We start from the raw sequence: 16,472 nt of genomic DNA on the forward strand, positions 1-16,472 counted from the left end.
TGACCCATGACTAAAATTGTGGGTCTTCCCCTACAACCGTCGTCGGGAATAAGTTCCGTAGCGTTACGCCGCTGAGCGACGTTCTCGGCGAGATTCCCCTCCGGACGGCCCAGCCCCACAGAACGCCGAAACGTACGCGTAGTAGGTGCGTACTGTGCCCGCGATCCCGCCCTGACGAGTGAGGTGACGCGCGTACTTGCGGAGGTGGCTTGAGTCCACATTGTCGAACGTCGTCGGACTGTCTTCGTGGCCGGTGAGAGAGTTGACGAATCGATCGAGTTCTCGACTCGCGTCCTGGCGGTAGTTGCCGCTTTCGTCAGCCTGACCTTTGCCTTTGTCCGTCAGGAAGTCCTCGATAACCGTATCGATCCGTACCATACTACCAGAGGTCGGCTAGGTTAATTTGTCATTTATGAATGTTTTGAAATTTATACTGTCAAGATTGGCACCAGCATCTACCGCGCATGAGAAATCTATCTGCTTGATTTCAGGTATAAATGGTCATGAATGGTCGGCAATATGTTCATTCGATATTCGGCATGGGAACTATATAGGATCAATGACAATCAGACTATCAAATGAGACCGACGACTGAATTGGAACATGGCGCGAGCAGTTGAACGAAAACGAGGATTTCGAGAGAGCGGCGTCGGAGTGGGGCGTCGACTTCAATGGTGCGTTCCTGTTCGAAATCCATCCGGATGAGAACTACGACGGTGAGCCGCTGTACTTCTTCGTCGACCTCGTTGATGGGAAGTGTACGCGCGCACAGCAAATCGATGCACCGACCTCGGAGAACTTCGGCTTCAGATACTACGGCCCAGCAACCCACTGGAAACATCTCATCCGAGGGGATGTCGATGCTGCCGAGGGACGGCGCGAGGAGAAATTTGAACTCGACGGCGACATCCAGAAAATCCTCCAGTACAGTGAAGCGATTCAGTTCATGACTGAAAACGCACAGTGCATCGATACTGAGTTCGAGTACTGAGGGAGGTCGGCTAGGTCGTTTTATCGATCAATTTGTCCGTGAAATTTAGTCTGCTAAATTGGTTTCAGTATCTGTCGCGTGTGGGAAATACACTTTCTTGATATGTGGTCGGAATAGAAATAATTATCCACAAGTCACATACATGGTCGTCCATGGAAATAACTGGCGTCACCCAGTACCACCTCGCACACGACCTCGACGGGAGATTCAACCCGACGTGGGTGCCGGGCTACCCGTAAGGCAGCCACGAGTGCGAACTGTTCGAAATCGAGACCGACGCGGGCATCACTGGCATCACGGCCAGCCCGAGCATTCCCGGTGGTATCACCTACGGCGACACTCTCAGGCTGCTCTTGCTCGGCGAGGACCCACACGACGTTGCCCATATCCGCCGGAAGCTCGCCTCGCTCGACCTACTCAGCGCGCGGCCGTGGCACATCGAGGTCGGGCTGTGGGACATCATCGGCAAGGACGCCGGCAAACCGATTCACGAGCTGCTCGGGGCCACCAGCCACGAAATCACGACCTACGCGAGCACCGGCGAAATCCAGCCGGCCGACGAGCGCATCGCGTACATCGAAGACCGTCTCGACGAGGGGTTCGAAGCGGTCAAGCTCCGCATTACCTCCCGTGAGGACATCGACATCGTTCGGCAGGTGCGCGAGGCGTTTCCCGACCTCATGCTGATGGTTGACGCGAACAAGGGCTGGGCGGTACGTGCCATTGAGGAAGAAGAGCAGTTGCTCTGTTGATCGACAGACAGCGAAGGGGTGGGGTAGCTGAATACAACTCTTAGCGGCTCTAACCGACGATTCAACGTGACACACGATGCAGAAACATAGATTTGCGGTTGGGTTAGAATTGACAGATTTGATAAGGACCGGCGGATGGATCGGCGTATCGCTGGTGATGCCTCTCAGACCATCTGACAGAGAAAGAGCGGGCGGCGGCGTTAGCCGACCGCCCGCGAGAGGTTATGGATTATGCACTTCCGAGTCAGCTCTCGAAATTGCCCGTGCCACGTCCTTGTGTGGAGATTCTCGCCATCATCTGCCTTCAGCATCGAAAAGACGGTTTCGCTCATTGACCGCTGGTTGTAGAGGTCATCGTCGATCCGGGCGTTGTGAGCCTTCTGCAACGGGGATTGCTCACAGTGCTTGATGACCGGACGCGTGGCTTCTTTCCGGCACTTCTCTCGAAGCTCTTTCCACGAGTACATCTTATCCGCGAGGAGTTCCCGCAGGTCTCCGGCGTTCCGCCGGAAGACTTGCAACCCGATATGTCCGTCGTAGGCCTTCTTCGTCGTGAAATGGACGTCCCTGATCACCAACGACTCCGTGTCAACCAGAACCGTGGTTTTCATCGCCTGAAACGAGTAATCCGCCCGCTTGCGGTAATGATGGCTTGCCTGACCACGCTGGAAGCCGCTGGCATCGATCGCACCAGTTCCCGAGAAGCCAGCCTGCTCCGCCGTTCTGCGGAGCAGGCTGCGCAGTGTTCGCATCGAGATCTCTTTCTCCCAGTTGCAAAACGACGTGTGATCCGGCGACTTCTCCAACCCGAACACGTCGAGAATCCCGGGCATCTCGTTGAGATAATCTTCGAGATGACGGAGCGGCTTTCCGATGTCTTCGCGCAGAAGCAGTAACGCGATTTTGTTCCACTCAGCGTGCTCGCCGTCGCCGTCTTCGTCGGCGACGGCAGGCGCGTCTGGATCCTCCACGTGTTCTTTGGCAAGTTCTCGATATTTCTTCGCGCGTTGTCGCAAACGTTCCATACCGCAAGAAGGCGTCCAATTCCCCTGAACTCAGCGGTAGAATCGCCGGACGGAACCGGCGATCAACAGAGCAAGAGCAGTGGTCGTTCGCCGAGGCGCTCGCGGTCGCGCGCGCCCTCGAACCGCTCGACATCGCGTGGCTCGAAGAGCCGCTGCCGCGCCATAACTACCGGGGGTATGCCCGCCTGCGCGACCGCACCGATGTTCCGATTGCGGGCGGCGAGTTCAACGACGGGCCACACGAGGTCCATGAATTCCTACACCACGACGCGGTGGACGTGCTCCAGCCCGACGCGATGCTCGCCACCGGGATTCAGGAAGGCGCGACAATCGCGGCGAGCGCCCGCGATCAGGGTGTCAAGTTCGTGCCGCACACGTGGACCAACGGCGTCGGCTTCGCCGCAAACCTTCACGTGATGACCGCCGCGCGCTCTGGGTGGTGTGAGTTCCCGATGGAACCGCCGTTGACGCCCGACGCCCGCGACTTCCTCCTGACCGAGACGCTCGACCACGAGGACGGGTACGTCACGGCTCCCGACGGACCTGGACTGGGGATAGAGCTAGACCGGAGCGTCGTGGACGAGGCGGAGTAACGGCGACGATTGGGAAGTCGGATTCGCAACACCATCGAGACCCTGTTCGGTAATTCGTACGGAATTTCAAATTCGTCTGATCTGAGACGGCACAAGATTCACTCATCCACTGTATCTCTGATAGCAAGGCTCCATTGAATCGCTATAAGGCGATGGAATTCACGGTTTGACGAGGCGCTTGATATTGTAGACGAGACACATCAGGACGACTTCACGGGATTCGCGGTACCATTCACGTGCTCGGACGGCGGAGCCGTACGAGCGCTTGACCGACGAGTTCACCGTCTCGGTCATCGAACGCTGCCCGCAGAGATCATCGTCGATTCTGGCGTTGTGAGCATGGTCATACGGTGCGTGTACGCAATGCTTGATCAGGGGACGTATCCCGTGATCGCGGAGTGTTTCGCGTAACCACTGGCTGTCGTAGCCCTTGTCGGCAGCCAGCGTCTGCAACTCGCCCGCGTACCGGCGGGCGAGTTGCGCGCACACCTCTGCATCGCTTCCCTCCCTGGTCGTCGTACAGTGAACGTCGAGGATAGCTTGAGTCTCCGTATCGACGAGTTTCGTCGCTTCAATGGTCTGAACGCAGTAATCCGTGCGATCGCAGTAGTGTTTGCTAGCTGGAGACCGCTCGTAGTAGGTCGCGTCGACGGCGACGTGAGGTGATGGGTCGTGGCCCCGCCTCCGGCTCGTCGATGATCGCCTCGCGGCGCGTGTCGCCGATACCCGCCAGCACGTCGAATTGGTGCTTACGGAGGCCAATGTCTTGCAGCCTAGGATACTACCGAATTTAACATGTTATGAGTAAGTCGGATACTATCGTAGCTTGAAACAGCCTCAGCCACGGCTATACAAAGAACGTAAACTATAATTCCTACAACGATCAGAAGCCCGAATTCAAGAATACCAGTAGCGATGCCAACGGCATGGATCACAACTATGGTGATACCCATGATCGCACTCGCAAGTAAGGGGTAGACAATGAGACTGAGGAGTTTCGTGTAGCTCCCATTAACGATACGTACCGCAAGATATGCAGAAACTGGTTCAGAGAACACCAAAGAGTTCCCCATAATCACGAGTGCCGTACCAACTGCACCGTACCGCGCGGTCGCAGGATAAATCAGGGCTGCTATGATGATGAATTTCCCGAACTGGATCTTAGTAGCGATTTCGGGTCGGTCAACTGCCTGAAACAGTGGTCCAGTTGTGGCCCCGAATGAGCGCAGGAGTCCCCATGCCGCGAGAATCTGGATGAGTGGCACCATCGGCTGCCACTCCTCTGTGAGAAATGTCTCGACGAACGTGGGGGCGATTGCGGCAATACCGACTGCGACTGGAACGGAGACGAACGTGGTGAGTTGGACAGTTTTGAAGAAACCATCACGGAGTTGACTGTTGCTATTTTGGATCTTCGCATAGGTTGGAAAAACTACGGAGGAGATGGTCTGGGTGACTTCGGTGGCAGGTGCATTCGACACCCGATAACCGAGCTGATAGAAGCCGACCACAGCAGCACCGAGATACCACCCGACGAAAAGGTCATCAGCTTCCATAATGAGGAACAGCACCACTCCAGAAGCGAAGATCCACTTCCCGTATCCGAAGAGTTCCCGAGCTCGATCGAAGTCAAATCGGGGCCGCGGCCGGTAGCTGTCGACAAAGTAGGATGCTACCAGCCGCACAAAGTCGCTTGCAACAACTCCGAACACCAATGCCCACACAGACTGCGTGACGAGGGCGACGACCACCGCTACGAGGACGTAGAAAACAGTGCCCGAAAGGGTGTAGAAAAACTGCTTGTCGAAACGGAGGTCCTTTTTGAGATATAACAGGCCAGGATTCTGGAGGCCTGAGAGTAGCGGCGACAGTGCGAGTACTCGGAGCACTGGTGTGAGTTGGGGCTGGTCATAAACCGTGGGAGATGCGATGAAGGGGGCAGCCATGAACAGGATGATGGCTACTACTACCCCCCGCGCGTTTTGCATCACCCACGCAGTGTCTAGGTAAGCATCGACATTCTTCTCCTCGCGCTGGATCAAAGCAGCGTCGACACCAAGCCTCGAAAGTTGGGTTAATCCTCTCATTACTACAAGCGCAATCGCCATCACCCCGTAGTCATCCGGACCGATAATCCGCGCGACGAATAAAACGATCACAAGTTGGAGAACTCGATCGATGATATTCGTAAGCGCAACCCAGATGCCACTGGTGACTACACGCTCAGAAAGGCTCTCGCCTGGAGCGAGGATGCGTCGAAGAAGATTTGAGAGAGTACGAAGTGCCACTCGACAGTGAATTCCGGAGCAGGTGGGAAAAAAGCCGTCATTTTGCACGGCTCAGTTGATTACCCGACAGGATTTCCGGTGTCTTATCGGGCAATAATTACGTGAGAGGTTGCCTTGTTGTAGCGCTATCTGAGTTTAGCTTCAACTATGAAGAGTATCATAAAAAATTCTCAGAGCGTTGGTTTCAACTCGTTCTGCTTGAATCAGCCGGCGCATTTACCTGCGAGTAGAGCGTCAACTGCTCAAGTTCGCGCGTGGCAGTTCTCTACGTTAGACTTCACACTACACCAAAAATAGTACCGAGACCCATCCAATCGCAATACCGATCCCGATATCATCCAGTGCAAGCCCAAGAACGACTCCTATTAGAGGTCCAAACGCAATCCCTAGACCATCTTATTCGAATCTGTTTGATCGTCCTCTTCGTCAGGCATGTTCTGTCTTTGGACTTCTGGTGGGATAAATCCAGATATCTAATGGCATGTGAACGCTCTATATCTACCGTTCACTACGGAGTCCAAAGGTCACGTGATCGATTCTATGACACGCTTTACAGGGCTATCACAGTCTCCGAACTTGCGGGTGGTGGCAGGTGTGAAATGCTGCCCTCACAATAGAGTCTATGTATTGGAATTTGAATTATAACGAATCAGCTGTCGGTTCAGTGTTCATATAAAGATATCCCACAGTGAGTACGACAACGGCTTCAGCAGCCTTGGAAGCAACTGCCATCGTGTTCAGCGGGCCGCTCATGACGAAGTATGCAACGATTTGAGCAAGGGCAAATAGTGCGGCAAGAAGATAGAATTCACGCCGCCAGAACCGGCTTGCATAAACAATAATACCACCGATGAATCCAATACCTGCTAGAACGAACAAAATAGCCTGCATCGTATCGAATTCGATGATCATTGGTGTGAGCCAGAAGTGAACCGCTGTCGACACGAGTGCCGCGATGATCATTAAATACGGGACGATGCCAGTAGGTATCCCCGTGATTAGAGGAGGGCCGGCAGTGTTGTTGGACGTGGTACTTGACATCAACGAAGAGTACCTTCCCTACCCAATATGTCTTCTCATTTCTGAATGAATAGATTAATAATTCATTACAATATAGAGGGTGTTCTCTCCCAATCAAATTGAAGACGTGACCTCCACGCTGGCCGTCGCCACAGCAAGGTTACTCATTTGTTCAGTCAGAACGACTCATCCTCCTATAAACTATGAGTTACTGCTGAATGTGCGCGCTGTATCTCGCACGCTGTGCCTCTCAACTGCTGGAAAGAATTTGCGGAAAACTATGAATTGCTCTGAGAACCCCTATAGCGATCAGCTTTGATATCAGATAGATTGTTTTCCAATGCTGTGTTAGAATCCCTGCATGTTGAGAGTGCCTCGCGGACAGCACCTTCTTTGCCGATTACCGTCACGTGGTCGCCGTATTCGAGCATGAAATCATTCTTGGGAACGTGGTTGTCCCCATCGCGGCCGACAAGGGCGATGAGACACCCATCTGGGAGGACATTGCCGATATCGCCAATAGTCTGTCCGACAATCTCCTCGGCGGTGACTTCGAACTCCTGGATATCGCCTGTCCGACTGAATTCGGTCATCCAGTTCAAAAGCGCAGGGCGTTCGATCATATTCTCGATGGCCCGCGTGACCGATGACGTCTCGGAGATGGCTAGCGCACCGATGTCTTCGAATACGGCCTCGTTTTCAGGGTCATTCATCCGCGTGATGACTTGTTTGACGCCGAAGCGCGTCGTTGCAAGCTGGGAAACCAAGAGATTGGTGTCGTCGTCTCCTGTGACGGCGACGACGATCTTCGCGTGATCCGCGCCTGCATTCCTGAGAACATCCGCGTCGGTACCATCGTCCAGGAATACCGAAAACCCTTCCAGTGAATCCTCGATGACGCTCCGGTCGTGTTCGATAATGACGACGTTCTCGCCGCGGTCTTCTAGGCGTGTGGCGAGCATCCGGCCGACTTTCCCGCCGCCAACGATGATAACGTGCATGGGAAGCACCCATTAAGGAGTCCGGGATAAGGCCTTGTGTATCCCATTTTGTCGAGATGCCTCAATTGAATCCGCGAATATCTGTAGCATTCACGCTTCTATCGCCTGTTCGACGTTGTGAACGCCAGCAATGAGAGCAATCTCACGAAACTGGCGGAACCAGTCACGCGCTCGCACGGCGGAGCCGTGTGAGCGTTTGAGTGAGGAGTTCACGGTCTCAGTCATCGACCGTTGGTGATAGCGCTCATCGTCGATTCGCGCGTTGTGCGCGTGATCATACGGTGCGAAGACGCGGTGTTTGATGAGCGGTCTGACGCCGGCCGCTCGAAGAGATTCGCGGAAGCTCATATCGTCGTAACCCTTGTCTGCGGCGAGGCTTCGAAGGTCGCCTGCGTTCCGCAGGGCGACCTTCGGACCGATTCGCATCCCACTCGGCCACTTCGTGCTGCAGTGGAGGTCCAGGATCGCTCCTTCGGCGGTGTCGACCAGAAGCGTCGCCTGAATCGTGCGTATCGAGCGTCCTGTCCGTTTGAGGTAGTGGGTTGATGCTTGGTGACGGTCGAAGTAGGTGGCATCGATCGCGGCGTGACCATTCTGGTCGAGCAGCTCCGCCGAGCGGCGGAGCAGCTCTCGCCAGACGCTCATCGGAGCCCGCTTGAACGCCTTACACAGGGTCGAAGGCGCGGGAAACTTCCCGCGCCGAAGACCCAATAGAAACCGGATACGCTCCATTTCCTCGGCCCAATCGATGATCTCCTCGTACTCGGCGTCCATGTGCTCGCGCAGGTAGAGCAACACGGCGTGTTTCCAGCCGGCAAACCCGTTACCGGCTGGATCGCTGAGCTGAATCAGTGCCGCGTCAGTAAGCTTTTGAGCGAGTGAAGCCACCTGCTTCACGAAGCGGAAGAGTGTCTTCTCCACAACTGCACTCTCCCGCTTCAACGTCGTGATTCTGGCGACCTATCCTGCTGCCGTCTGCGGATTCAACTGAGCCGATCAGACACTACCTGCCTAGCTTCAGAGTCCACCTACCACCACCGACCGAAGCTCTTTAACCAACTAGACAGTTAGTTTGGCCAAGGACTGACTGGCCAGTCAGACACCAACGATCATGACCGACACCACGACCGACGAGACCATAGAAGAGATCATGGACGCGACGTATCGCGCGCTGTGCAAGCACGGCTACGCCGCGCTCCGGATGCAGGACATCGCCGACGAGACCACCAAGAGCAAGGCCGCCCTCCACTACCACTACGACAGCAAGCACGACCTGCTATTGTCGTTCCTGGATTACATAGCCCGTTGCACGGTTTCGAAATCAGTTCGGTAATGTCGTACAGTAGTCACTAATTGCAGGAATAGTCACATTCACTAGACTAGAAGTCGGAGTAGTGCTATGAGTACCAGCACCTCCGACGCTTGCGACAACACCGCCTATTCGCATAAGATCACCGTTCGTGAATACCTCCGAACCCACGGCGAGGTCGCCTCCAAGGACGATCTCCGCGCCGGCACCGACGTGCCGGCGTGGTACATCACTAACATCGCCTCCCAACCCCCCTTCTACACCTCCTTGAACCACAACAACGAGTACGTCGCCAGCAAGAACATCGTCGGCCACCGATCCACTCACGACGGGTTCTGGCGGCCCGAGGTGGATGACGGCGTCGCCGTCTTCCACCGCAAGGAAGACGCCAAGCCGACGCTCAAACACCTCGCGTTCCGCCGTCCATCCGGGCTGACCGCATCCGAAGCAAACGACCTTCTCGGTCGTCGCTCCTACCGCCCACTCCAGAAGCTCGCTGACCAACAGGAAGTACACGCCACGGAGTGGCTAGACACCACCGTCTACACCCACAGCTGGCCGTCCCGCAGGGACGACCAGCTGGCTCAGCGTGAAACCGACCAGCCAGCCGATGTCACTCCCGACGATCCTGCTGACGACGGCTACCTCTACCGTGACGAACTCGTTGCAACCTTCCTCTCGGTCGCTGTCTCGGAACTTCAGTCAATCTCTCCCGAACGAGCTGCCGCACTCGTTTTGCGGCAGTTCGAGGGCGACTCCTTCGACGCCCTCGAACGCCGTCTTCAGCGCAATCACTCATTTCGAGAGGCTCTCGACTACACCGAGCCAGAGGACGTCCCGGATGGGACGTCGCTCTGGCGGGCCTTCGACGAACTTCATCCCGATGAACTCCGAGACTGCCTCCAGTCGATGTGTGGCGAGTTGCTTGCCGATCACGAACATGGCGGTGAGTTCGTCGTGATCGATGGAACGCACATCGCGGCGTGGGCGAATACGCGTGATGAGATCGAAAATGGCGAAGTTGAAGGTGCGAGCTGGGGGAAACACGAAGGATCGTTCTACGGGTACAAGGTGTTTCTCGTGGTGGATGCGGCAACGGAGTTGCCGGTCGCCATCACGATGGAGACCGGCAAGAGGAACGACAGTGCGGCGTTCGAACCGCTCGTTGAGGAGTTCAACGAGCGGTACGACACTGACGATCTCCAGGCAGCCCTCGCCGATGCCGGGTTTGACAGTCAGGATAACCGCGACTTCTGTCAGGATCAGCTCGATTGTCCGTTGCTGACGGCGATCAATCCTCGCCGATCGTCGCCGTTAGCGACGATCAAGGACGAAATCAAGGAACTGTTCAAGGAACACGGTGAGGAGATCGACAGTCCATACGATGCCTTGGAACGGCTGCCACAGGAGCAACTTTCAGAGTACGGCGTTTCCGTCGGAAACGTCGAGGAGACGTACATTTTTCAGGCAATCAAAGAACGGATGCATCGACACCTGCGGGCAGGTGTCGAGCGTGTATTCTCGCGTCTGAAGTCCTTTACCGGCCTTGATCGCGTCCGCGCACGCAAGAAGAACAACGTTGAGACTCACGTCGTTCTCTCGGCAGTAGCGCTGGTTGCAGCGTCTCTCACTGCACAACGGCAGAACAAACCAGGGCTGATACGGTCACCGAGTCGGCTCATCTGACGGTCGCGCCATCTGTCCAAAAAACAGGTGTCGCCGCCTGAGAGGCATCGCTCTCAGGCGGCTGTTTTTTCTGAAAGAAGCTCGACCAATCAGGCTAATCTACCGGCCGATTCAGCCATTTCTATCAAAATCGTTCCATCGTTTCACCAACTCTACTGATGGAGTCCGGATTCAGGCCCGATCGTTCCGTCTGGCGATTTGATTTTGAACGTGCAACAAGGTATCACACTTTCCGCGGGAAGCAGTGGCTGATTCTTCGTCGGGGCTGAGTCCGCGACCGATACGTGCACGGTCAACACTCTGGTGGGCAGTGCGAAGGGTACCGATGAGACTGGTCGTGTCCGACACTACGGGATAGGTCACGGAGAGTGATCCGTACAGGTACTCGTTGAACTCGTGATCAGTACGATGGGTACTGGGAACGCGCTGTTCGCTGAGAGTGGCTTGTCGATCAGTGAGTAGCTGCTTGCACTCGTGTTTGCGCGAGCGCAGGCGTTCATTAGCACCAGCGAGTTCCCTGTCGGTCCAGTTCTCGAACGAGCACGTCCCCACGATCCCGTCGAGATCAGACCCCAAGCGCGTCAGCTTCTCATTGGCAGTCTCGAGAGCACTATATTCGCTTTTGAGACCTTGCAGCAGCAAGTGGCGGCTCTCACGCGCCTGTTGGCTGCATGCAACAAGCCGATCGCGGAGTTGTGGTGTGAGCTGGTCGCTGGTTAGCACGATAGTAGCAACCGCTGATCCGAACTCCTGAGCAAGGCTTTCCTCGAGCGTATCGTCGTAGATATCGGTGTAATGATCGACAGCCATGACCGTCTCGCGGTAGATGTCACACACTTCCTCAAGCGAGGTAGCTGCATTCGATGGGTGAGCCGATGGGACCAACAGCTGTGTCGATGGCTGCTGGAACTCGTCGGTTGGCGGGTCGACTGCCACTGCGTTGAGGTCGGTGATGCGATCGGTGAATGACGCGAATGCATCGCGCTCGTCGGTCGTCCATTCACGATCGCTCTTGACGACCTCTGTTGCGGACCGCGTCTTGGTCGGGACGAAACGAGTGGTCATTATTGGCAATACGGAACGGGCTACTATAGTTCTATTCGCCGAGTACAACACTAACGAAACCCGCATATATTGTCGATCAGTCTCGCTCTTAGCCGGAGTGTAGAACAGTTGGCCGAAGGTTTTCGCGGTGGGTACGGCTTAGAATTCTTCGGGTGACCAGTGCTGGTCGATCGGGTGGGGCGATGTCACATGAGATCGACGATATCGTCTCCGTCCGGCGGCTGATGGGAGTGGCTAATCAACTGCTTCCAACAACGTCTTCGAGACCGCTCGCATACGCGGTTGGAGACACCGTTTCGCTGAGCTGGTCGGTGTCGTCATTGTCCGTCTCAACATCAGTGAGTGCCTGCTTGAACCGAGATTGGTACTCGTGGCTGGCTTGTTCGGCTTCGGCTTCAGCGGCGAGTACGCGCGCGTAGGCGCGAACGGTGCTCTTGCTCGCCGAGAGAGTGTCAGCGATCTCTTCGTTCGATGCATCTTGATCGAGGAGTTCGCGCAGTTGCGACAGCTCGAACGGCGCGTCGAAATCAGTGTCTCGGAAGAGGTGGAGACTAACGCGGGCGCGAGTGATGGTCTTGTCGCGGTTGGGCGTGCCGAGTGTCCGAGCGATCTCTCTGCCTCCCTCTCCAGCGTGGTAGCGCTGGACGACCATGACGAGTTCGTCCTCGTCGAGGGAGGTCTGAATTCCGTACTCGTCGGTCATCTCACGGATAATGCTCCGGATCGTGTCGTTGCCGTCTGAGCTGTCCGCAGAGACTGATGCCCAGCGATCTTCGTGTTGGCGTTCGGTGGTGGAAGATTTGCCGGTGATATCGTGAAAAATGTCTGTGAGCTGTTCGACTTTCTTGCTATCAGTGTTCGTCCCGTCCATGAATCGTCTCGTCTTCAACTGTAGAGTTGTTCACTCTACTACTTGAATGTTTGTTCCAGTTGATGGAGCGGAGTGTTCCCGATTCGGAACCAGGCTGGACACACCACATTTCCGTTGTTATCTGACCTCGGCTAGGTTAATTCGTCATGCATCGGAGCTTGTGAAATTTAGGTTGTCGGTGAATTTCGTCACTTACTGTACATTAGAAATCCATCTGCCTTCAGTTATTACGTAGACCACTCCGGGCCGTGAGGTGGCCCTCAGTGGCCCGTAACCTCTAGCCCGACAACGCCAGCGATGATGAGGCCGATAAATCCGAATCGGGCAATGCTTGAAGTCTCGTCGAACAAGACGACGCCTAAGATGGCTGTTGAGGCCGCTCCAATTCCTGTCCAGACGGCGTAGGCTGTTCCAATCGGGAGCGATTGAACGGCTTTCGCCAGCAACAGGACACTGATAGCCATTGAAATAGCGGTAGCAACGCTGGGAGCGAGTTTCGTGAACCCATCTGACAATTCAAGGCCGATTGCCCAGCCGGTTTCAAAGATCGCTGCGACGATGAGATACAGCCATGCTGAGACCATCTAGAAACGAGCCAATCTGGGTGTATAGTGATTGCTGATTCAGTTGAATCATGGACCTACAAATCTAAGTGCCCTGTAGAGAAATCCCGGTATGGAAAACCGACCTTGCCGAAAGCGTGTGACATCCCGTGAACGGGTTCCACGGTGATTCGCCTATGACACGACACGGTGATCGGTTCCACGGAAACCGATTCGAGACACTCGCCGTCGGGGCAGCCGAGAACGCGACGCGTCCCGGTGAGAGAGGAACAAACGACGTCATTCCTCCGATTCACCTCTCAAGCACCTTCGAGTGGGCCGGCGGGGATGATGTCAACGAACACGACTACTCGCGCGAGAGCAACCCGACGCGGGCGGCCCTCGAAGAGCAGTTGGCCCGCCTCGAAGGCGGCGAACACGGGCTGGCGTTCGCCTCCGGGATGGCTGCCATCTCGACGACGATGCTATCGCTGGTCCCGCCGGGGGGCCACCTCGTCACCTCAGACTCCGTCTATAGTGGGACCGAGAGACTACTCACGGAGTTAGTTGCCGGTCACCTTGGCGTCGATGTCGAGTTCGTCGACGCCCGCGAGCCCGAAAACGTCGCCGCAGCAGTCGATTCGGAAACTACCCTGATCTGGGCAGAAACACCGACGAACCCGCTGATGCGCCTATGTGATATCCGCTCGATAGCCGACATCGCCCACGACCACGGCGTCCCATTCGGGGTTGACAGTACCTTCGCGAGCCCGTACTTCCAAGCGCCGCTCGAACTGGGTGCTGACATCGCCGTCCACAGCACCACCAAATACCTTAATGGGCACTCCGACTCAATCGGCGGTGCCGTCATCACCGACGACGATGAGATCTTCGAGAAACTGGCGTTTTCTCAGCGGATTGGGCTCGGCAACATGCTCTCGCCGTTCGACTGCTACCTCGTCGCGAGAGGCATCAAGACGCTGCCAGCACGGATGGACCATCATCAGGAGAACGCGATGGCGGTCGCTCGTCTCCTCGAGGCCCACGACCGGGCCGCTCACGTCCACTACCCGGGCCTTGAGAGTCACCCACAACACGATCTCGCGGCCGAACAGATGTCGGGGTACAGTGGGATGCTTTCCTTCGAGTTCGACGGCACGCCTGTCGAACTCGAGGCGTTCATCGATGGTCTCGAGCTGTTCACCCCAGGGGCCAGCCTCGGTGGCGTCGAGAGCCTCATCGAGGTGCCGTCGCTGATGATCCCCGACGAGGTCAGCCACGGGTCTGCCACCGCGGAGATTCCTGAGACGTTGGTCCGAATTTCGGTCGGCATCGAAGACGGTGACGACCTCTGCGAGGACCTCCGGATGGCGCTGCCGTAGGCGGGCGTTCCCCTTTTCTCCCAACCGACCCAATCGGCAAGCAGATCGACTGTCCACCAGTCGTAGCAGCCGCAAGCGGGAATACGAACGTTTCCAATCGAATGGGTGCGGATTATTCGAGCGGTTCGACAGCGTCTCCGGGGCGAATCATTCCATCTTCAAGAATGTCCGCTCGGAGGCCTCCTCGGTGAGTGAGTGCCTGCAATACACCATCGTGGGTGATGCGCTGAAGGTGACTACACGGTTCACACAGCCGATCTCCTCGGCAGATGGCGTCACCGACTCGGAATCGTTGTCCGACGAGATGGTTGAGTGCGACATCACGAGTTTCGATGTTCCGTCGGTGTTCTCCGGGTGCGAGTTCGATTCCCGCATCACGTTCGATTGCTGTAACAGCCTCCTGCTCGATCAACGTGAGGTCGTACCCATCGTGGCGTTGCTCATCTGATTCCCACTCAACGAAGGTCCCCGTCTCGATCTCGCTAAAGTACCGATCACCTCGTAACCCCTTTCCGGCGATCGCTTCAACGTCGGCCTGTTCCTCCATCTGAGCTTCGGCTTCATGTGCGATAAACGCCCGTTTGACGGTGCCAGACCCGGTCATGCGTGCTATACCATTTGACAGAGGTATAAACACTCGGAAGTCCTACCTTACGGGTGACCGATACGCGCCATGTAGTCAGCGCTGTCGTTCAGAACTGCTGTATCCTTGCCAGCTCTCGCCTGACCGATTCAGAGGCTATAATCAGCAATCATCGGGTGAATCCTTCGGCACCCATGCGGCCACACTGAATGATGAAATTCTAATGGTCGTCTATACTGTGTCACGTATGGAATTGCCCCCTTTTGAACTCGAACGGTGGCTCGACAAATACGAATCAGACGCTGATCTGATGCTCGCCGAAAGCGGCGTTCGAAGTCTCCCTGCCGACCGGTTCGATCTCGACGTAGATGAACTCGGATACGTCATTCCGACTGACGGAACTCCGGAATTTCGAACGGAAATCGCTGAGCGCTATGACCGTGATACTGAGGAAGTCGTTCTCACCTGTGGAACGCAAGAGGCAGATTTTCTCACGTTCATGTCGCTTCTGAGTGAAGGGGACCATACTGTCGTCGTCTCGCCGACCTACCAGTCGCTTGTGAGCGTCCCCGAGTCGGTTGGAGAGGTTAGTGAAGTTCGAACCGAACCGCCAGAATGGGACCTCTCTGTCGACGCTGTCGCAGAAGCGATGCAGCCGGAAACTCGACTCGTCGTCCTCACGAACCCGAGCAATCCGACGGGGAAGTATCTCGGCCCGGAGACGATGCAAGCACTCTACGATCTCGTCGACGAGAACGATGCGCATCTCCTCGTCGACGAGGTATACCGGATGCTGGCCGGCGATCCTCACACTCCAGCCGCTGCACTCGGTCCACGAGCGATTTCGACTGCTGGTGTCTCGAAGTCATATGGTCTGGCAGGGGCGCGGCTCGGGTGGGTCGTCGCAGACACAGAGATTGCGAACGCAGTACGGAAATGGAAGGATTACACGACGATTTCACCGCCGATTGTTGGGAACAACATCGCTCGACAAGCGCTTGGAGAGCAGGAGAATGACATTCTGAAGGCGAATCGCACTCACACGAAAGCGAACCGAAAACGTGTCGCCGAATTCCTCGAGCGCTATGACCTCGACTGGTTTGAGCCAACGGGTGTAAACGGGTTCCCGACGATTCCCGGTGGGTTCGAGAACGGCAAGGAATTCTGCCGGTCTGTGTTCGAGGCCGAGAGCGTCGTTCTCGCGCCCGGAGATGTCTTCGGGTATCCCAACCGATTCCGTATCGGTTTCGGCCTCCATACTGAGGAACTCGAAGAAGGCCTTGAGCGAATCGCTCGCCACATTGAGGACAACTGCTGATACTATCCACCAAATTTGCTGCTATCAGAAATCGGCTAGATGGATT

The 16,472-nt window shown here is 56.0% G+C and carries 15 protein-coding genes and 3 pseudogenes; 7 read left to right on the plus strand and 11 right to left on the minus strand.

What is annotated here, in order from left to right:
• Positions 1 to 35 precede the first annotated feature (35 nt).
• Positions 36 to 378 (minus strand): annotated as a pseudogene (locus MUK72_RS18335) (phage integrase SAM-like domain-containing protein); the annotation flags it as partial.
• Between the two features lie 238 nt (positions 379 to 616).
• Here MUK72_RS18335 and MUK72_RS18340 point away from each other — a divergent pair.
• Positions 617 to 991 (plus strand): sterol carrier protein, encoded by a 375-nt coding sequence (locus MUK72_RS18340; protein WP_244707067.1) that lies wholly within the window; start codon positions 617 to 619, stop codon positions 989 to 991.
• Positions 992 to 1,302: 311 nt separating this feature from the next.
• Positions 1,303 to 1,743: an enolase C-terminal domain-like protein gene (locus tag MUK72_RS18345; RefSeq protein WP_244707222.1), complete on the plus strand. Its 441-nt coding sequence runs from the start codon at positions 1,303 to 1,305 to the stop codon at positions 1,741 to 1,743.
• Positions 1,744 to 1,943: 200 nt separating this feature from the next.
• Here the strand turns inward: MUK72_RS18345 and MUK72_RS18350 are convergent, their stop codons facing one another.
• Complete coding sequence (locus tag MUK72_RS18350) at positions 1,944 to 2,768, minus strand: IS5 family transposase (protein WP_244699423.1); 825 nt, start codon at positions 2,766 to 2,768, stop codon at positions 1,944 to 1,946.
• A 131-nt stretch (positions 2,769 to 2,899) separates the two neighbouring features.
• Between MUK72_RS18350 and MUK72_RS18355 the strand changes: the two genes are divergently transcribed.
• Positions 2,900 to 3,361 carry an enolase C-terminal domain-like protein gene (locus MUK72_RS18355; RefSeq protein WP_244707224.1) on the plus strand — a complete coding sequence of 154 codons (462 nt, stop codon included), beginning with the start codon at positions 2,900 to 2,902 and terminating at the stop codon, positions 3,359 to 3,361.
• Positions 3,362 to 3,520: 159 nt separating this feature from the next.
• Here MUK72_RS18355 and MUK72_RS18360 read toward each other — a convergent pair.
• The 5 genes and pseudogenes from MUK72_RS18360 to MUK72_RS18380 all read right to left on the minus strand — a co-directional run.
• A pseudogene (locus tag MUK72_RS18360) lies at positions 3,521 to 4,036 on the minus strand (IS5 family transposase); the annotation flags it as partial.
• A 98-nt stretch (positions 4,037 to 4,134) separates the two neighbouring features.
• A complete protein-coding gene (locus MUK72_RS18365; RefSeq protein WP_244707069.1) occupies positions 4,135 to 5,649 on the minus strand; it encodes a lipopolysaccharide biosynthesis protein in 1,515 nt (504 codons plus the stop codon).
• A gap of 639 nt (positions 5,650 to 6,288) precedes the next feature.
• Positions 6,289 to 6,690, minus strand: a complete 402-nt coding sequence (locus MUK72_RS18370) for a DUF7475 family protein (RefSeq protein ID WP_244707071.1) — start codon at positions 6,688 to 6,690, stop codon at positions 6,289 to 6,291.
• Positions 6,691 to 6,947: 257 nt separating this feature from the next.
• Entirely contained in the window at positions 6,948 to 7,670 is a 723-nt protein-coding gene (locus MUK72_RS18375; protein ID WP_244707073.1) for a potassium channel family protein, read from the minus strand.
• Between the two features lie 90 nt (positions 7,671 to 7,760).
• On the minus strand, positions 7,761 to 8,612 hold the full coding sequence (locus MUK72_RS18380; RefSeq protein WP_244707074.1) for an IS5 family transposase: 852 nt from the start codon (positions 8,610 to 8,612) through the stop codon (positions 7,761 to 7,763).
• 169 nt (positions 8,613 to 8,781) lie between these two features.
• On the opposite strand from MUK72_RS18380, the pseudogene MUK72_RS18385 reads away from it, so the two are divergent.
• Positions 8,782 to 8,970, plus strand: a pseudogene (locus MUK72_RS18385) (TetR/AcrR family transcriptional regulator); the annotation flags it as partial.
• 99 nt (positions 8,971 to 9,069) lie between these two features.
• On the plus strand, positions 9,070 to 10,665 hold the full coding sequence (locus MUK72_RS18390; protein WP_244707006.1) for a transposase: 1,596 nt from the start codon (positions 9,070 to 9,072) through the stop codon (positions 10,663 to 10,665).
• A 171-nt stretch (positions 10,666 to 10,836) separates the two neighbouring features.
• Here MUK72_RS18390 and MUK72_RS18395 read toward each other — a convergent pair whose 3' ends face one another.
• From MUK72_RS18395 to MUK72_RS18405, 3 genes are all read right to left on the minus strand, one after another.
• Positions 10,837 to 11,730 (minus strand): DUF7260 family protein, encoded by an 894-nt coding sequence (locus MUK72_RS18395; RefSeq protein WP_244707076.1) that lies wholly within the window; start codon positions 11,728 to 11,730, stop codon positions 10,837 to 10,839.
• Between the two features lie 238 nt (positions 11,731 to 11,968).
• Positions 11,969 to 12,619, minus strand: a complete 651-nt coding sequence (locus MUK72_RS18400; RefSeq protein WP_244707078.1) for a response regulator receiver protein — start codon at positions 12,617 to 12,619, stop codon at positions 11,969 to 11,971.
• Between the two features lie 242 nt (positions 12,620 to 12,861).
• Positions 12,862 to 13,185, minus strand: a complete 324-nt coding sequence (locus MUK72_RS18405) for a DMT family transporter (protein ID WP_244707080.1) — start codon at positions 13,183 to 13,185, stop codon at positions 12,862 to 12,864.
• A gap of 155 nt (positions 13,186 to 13,340) precedes the next feature.
• On the opposite strand from MUK72_RS18405, the gene MUK72_RS18410 reads away from it, so the two are divergent.
• A complete protein-coding gene (locus tag MUK72_RS18410; RefSeq protein ID WP_244707081.1) occupies positions 13,341 to 14,525 on the plus strand; it encodes a trans-sulfuration enzyme family protein in 1,185 nt (394 codons plus the stop codon).
• A gap of 112 nt (positions 14,526 to 14,637) precedes the next feature.
• Here MUK72_RS18410 and MUK72_RS18415 read toward each other — a convergent pair whose 3' ends face one another.
• Complete coding sequence (locus MUK72_RS18415) at positions 14,638 to 15,129, minus strand: MOSC domain-containing protein (protein ID WP_244707083.1); 492 nt, start codon at positions 15,127 to 15,129, stop codon at positions 14,638 to 14,640.
• A gap of 226 nt (positions 15,130 to 15,355) precedes the next feature.
• On the opposite strand from MUK72_RS18415, the gene MUK72_RS18420 reads away from it, so the two are divergent.
• A complete protein-coding gene (locus MUK72_RS18420; protein ID WP_244707085.1) occupies positions 15,356 to 16,426 on the plus strand; it encodes an aminotransferase class I/II-fold pyridoxal phosphate-dependent enzyme in 1,071 nt (356 codons plus the stop codon).
• Positions 16,427 to 16,472: the final 46 nt, after the last annotated feature.

This window comes from Halococcus dombrowskii (assembly GCF_022870485.1).
Lineage (GTDB): Archaea > Halobacteriota > Halobacteria > Halobacteriales > Halococcaceae > Halococcus > Halococcus morrhuae.

Excerpts from the sequence above, each read along its gene's own strand:
- MUK72_RS18395 (WP_244707076.1), bottom strand. The coding sequence starts at position 11,730 with ATGACCACTCGTTTCGTCCCGACCAAGACGCGGTCCGCAACAGAGGTC.
- MUK72_RS18375 (WP_244707073.1), bottom strand. The coding sequence starts at position 7,670 with ATGCACGTTATCATCGTTGGCGGCGGGAAAGTCGGCCGGATGCTCGCC.
- MUK72_RS18350 (WP_244699423.1), bottom strand. The coding sequence starts at position 2,768 with ATGGAACGTTTGCGACAACGCGCGAAGAAATATCGAGAACTTGCCAAA.
- MUK72_RS18370 (WP_244707071.1), bottom strand. The coding sequence starts at position 6,690 with ATGTCAAGTACCACGTCCAACAACACTGCCGGCCCTCCTCTAATCACG.
- MUK72_RS18410 (WP_244707081.1), top strand. The coding sequence starts at position 13,341 with ATGACACGACACGGTGATCGGTTCCACGGAAACCGATTCGAGACACTC.
- MUK72_RS18390 (WP_244707006.1), top strand. The coding sequence starts at position 9,070 with ATGAGTACCAGCACCTCCGACGCTTGCGACAACACCGCCTATTCGCAT.
- MUK72_RS18420 (WP_244707085.1), top strand. The coding sequence starts at position 15,356 with ATGGAATTGCCCCCTTTTGAACTCGAACGGTGGCTCGACAAATACGAA.
- MUK72_RS18405 (WP_244707080.1), bottom strand. The coding sequence starts at position 13,185 with ATGGTCTCAGCATGGCTGTATCTCATCGTCGCAGCGATCTTTGAAACC.
- MUK72_RS18415 (WP_244707083.1), bottom strand. The coding sequence starts at position 15,129 with ATGACCGGGTCTGGCACCGTCAAACGGGCGTTTATCGCACATGAAGCC.